Raw genomic sequence first — 2,774 nt, forward strand, 5'->3', positions numbered from 1 at the left:
GTGTAGGGGGCGGGGTCGATGGCGGCGAGCTTGTAGCCGGGGGCCAGGAAGCGGGAGACATCCGAGCGGCCGGCGCCGTAGGCCTGGAGGAAGCCGTCGAGCATCTTTCCCAGGTCGGTGTCCGGGCCGACCCGCTGGGAGTAGTTCAGGGTGACGGGGTCTCCATGAGCCGGCCCCGGCACCGGGGTGGGGTAGCCGATGACCTGCAACTGGCCGGGGGCCTGCTCGTGAACGGCCACCTGGTAGTACCGCAGCGTGTAGGGGACCGGCTTGGCGGTGGCCCCAGCCGCCGGAGACGGACTGGCCGAAGACGGCGAGGGAGACGGCGAGGCGGAGGACGTCGACGAGGCGGTTGCCTGCTCCACCAGGGACAGGCTCTCCGTCGCATCCGCCGCCTGCGGAGCGCCCGGGGTGCTCGGCGCCCCGGAGCGCTGCTCCACGTGGGCGGCGACGGTCACGGAGGTGATGCTCGGGTCCTGGCCGCGCTGGACACCGGCCACGGCGACGTCGCGCACACCCAACGGCTCCACGGGCAGCTGGGGGATCTTCGTCCCACCGATGTAGGGCTCCAGCAGGCTCTGGTCATCGCGGGTAGCACGCAGCCACGCCGAAACGTAGGACGTCGCCACGCCCTCAGCGGTGGACGTGTCGGGCACCTCCACCGCCGGAGCCGGCTGGGATGCCGTCGAAGCGGCCAGCACCACGGCCAGGCCGGACAGGCCCAGGCACAGCACCATCGCCCCGTAGAACCCGTAGAGCAGAATCCGGGAGGCCAGGCTGTTCACCTTGGACTTGGCCGGCGCCGGGCTGTTCTGCTCCGGCGCCTCCGCGGCGGGCTCGGTCTTCTTCTTGCGAGAGAGCAACTTCACCGATCCTGCCCTCCCATCCGCCGGGCGATGAGGGTGGCCTCGCGCAGCTGGTCCGAGTCCAGGAGGCGACGCATCTCCTCCTGGCTGGCCTGGTCGAACGGCCGCGCACACAGGTCCGCCAGACCCGCCTCCAGGACGGCCTCGGCCTCCCGCATGGTCTGGCCCTCACGCACGAAGCTGGCCAGCTGCTCATCGGTCACGATCTCGGGGGTCTGCTCGGACATCACGGGGGCTCCTTGGACGGGCGATCTCTCACCGGACTAAAGGCCGCCCGCGGGAACCGATGTCCCTCCCGTGCGGGAACTTTTTCTCCGCCCCTCCCCCACATCCGCATGATTACGCCGATCTCCTGCGGTCCAGGTTCTGGAAATCCAGACGATCGGCAGATCCAGATCCAGATCCAGATTCGTTTCCCGACCTGCTCGTTTGGCTGGTCAGTGACCCGTCCGGGACGCCCGGACACCACTGATGGAGGGACCGAGTCCGATGAGCACCACCACCTACGCCCCGACCGTGATCGACCGCCTGAACGCCGAGTGGGCCGTGCGCTACGCCGAGACCTCCCACCCCTGGCCTCACGGCGCTCAGACCGGCATCGAGCTCGTCCAGACGGTGGCCCGCAGCACCGTGGAGGTCCGCGAGCAGATCATGCGCGGCCTGCTCGAGCAGGCCGCGGTCGGCGACGAGGACTGCGCCCGCGCCGTCCTCCAGCTGATGCTGCCTCGCTTCACCCTGATCGCCGGCCGTCACACCCGCATGCGCATGGCCACCATGCACGGAGACCACTCCGCCCGCGAGGAGGTCTCCGCCGCCGTCATCGCCGCAGCGTGGAAGTGGATCCGCAGGCCCTCCCTGCACCGGGCCGGCTCGTGCATCGGCAACCTCGCCATGGACGTGCTCAAGGACTCCCTGCTCGAGCGCAAGCTCTACGACGGCCAGTCCGACGTCGAGGCCCTGCCCTCCTGGCTGCCGCAGCTGGCCGAGGAGCCGGCCGACGATGAGGCCGCCGACAACGGCCGTGCCACCCGGGACCTGTGCGCCCTGATCGCCTGGGCTCGAGACAACGCCGTCTTCTCCAGCCGCGACGCCGCGGTCTTCCTGCGCTACCAGCTGGCCGACGAGGCCGAGCGCGCAGCCCTGAGCGACGAGTACGGCTACAGCGGCCGCGGCCTGTGCAAGCGCATCAACGTCCTGCGCACTCGCCTGACCCAGGCCGTGAAGGACTACGCCATGGAGCGCAGCGGGCTGGCTCCCGACTACGCGGCCCTCATGGAGCAGGCCCCGGCCGCCTGAACCCCAGACCGCGACCACCTCACCGAACGGCTATCCACGGATGCACAGCGAAACCGCCCCCCCACTACAGGAGGAATACATGTGGTTTTACTACATGGGGATCCTCCAAAATCGTTGCAATCATGCCGATTCTGACGGGGTGGCTGTCACAAGATGCACACACTGGCCGTCACAAGATGCACGTGGATAATCTCCGGCCCGACCGGCGCACCGTCACAAGATGCACACACGCGATCGGCTTGATCCCGCCGATTTCGCCCCCCATCTGCGTTCACTCCGCCGACTATGAGCCCCCGTCACAAGATGCACGTGGATAACTCCCCGGCGACCGCAGTTCTCCACACCCGCTCCGTCCCCTCCACGCCCACCCGTCATCGGGTCCGAAAGGTCACCTCAGCCATGAACCACACGCCGGACATCACCTCCATCGACGCGGCCACGCGCCCGGCCCTCTCGCCCAGGCGCCTGCGGCTGCTCGAGCTCAGCGAGGAGATCGAGCAGAACCCCGGCGAGGTCGCCTTCTCCACCCGCATCTGGGCCCAGCTGAGCCTGCCCTACCGCGACCCCGGAGCCACGGTCCCCCACTGGAGCCGACGCAACGGAGACACCACC

The 2,774-nt window shown here is 69.2% G+C and carries 4 protein-coding genes; 2 read left to right on the forward strand and 2 right to left on the reverse strand.

The genetic code is table 11. From position 1 onward, the window contains the following. A partial coding sequence (locus tag J1M41_RS11505) for a hypothetical protein (protein ID WP_206451784.1) occupies positions 1-869 on the reverse strand: 869 nt, incomplete at its 3' end. After that, positions 866-1,093: a hypothetical protein gene (locus J1M41_RS11510; RefSeq protein WP_031943872.1), complete on the reverse strand. Its 228-nt coding sequence runs from the start codon at positions 1,091-1,093 to the stop codon at positions 866-868. The genes J1M41_RS11505 and J1M41_RS11510, both read right to left, overlap by 4 nt. A 262-nt stretch (positions 1,094-1,355) precedes the next feature. Between J1M41_RS11510 and J1M41_RS11515 the strand changes: the two genes are divergently transcribed. Together J1M41_RS11515 and J1M41_RS11520 are read left to right on the forward strand one after the other, a co-directional pair. Continuing rightward, positions 1,356-2,162, forward strand: a complete 807-nt coding sequence (locus J1M41_RS11515) for a hypothetical protein (protein ID WP_031943871.1) — start codon at positions 1,356-1,358, stop codon at positions 2,160-2,162. A gap of 399 nt (positions 2,163-2,561) precedes the next feature. Next, positions 2,562-2,774, forward strand: a 213-nt coding sequence (locus J1M41_RS11520) for a hypothetical protein (protein WP_206451785.1), incomplete at its 3' end; no start/stop codon positions are given.

The sequence above is a fragment of the Micrococcus sp. KRD096 genome (genome assembly GCF_017168495.1).
Classification (GTDB): domain Bacteria; phylum Actinomycetota; class Actinomycetes; order Actinomycetales; family Micrococcaceae; genus Micrococcus; species Micrococcus luteus.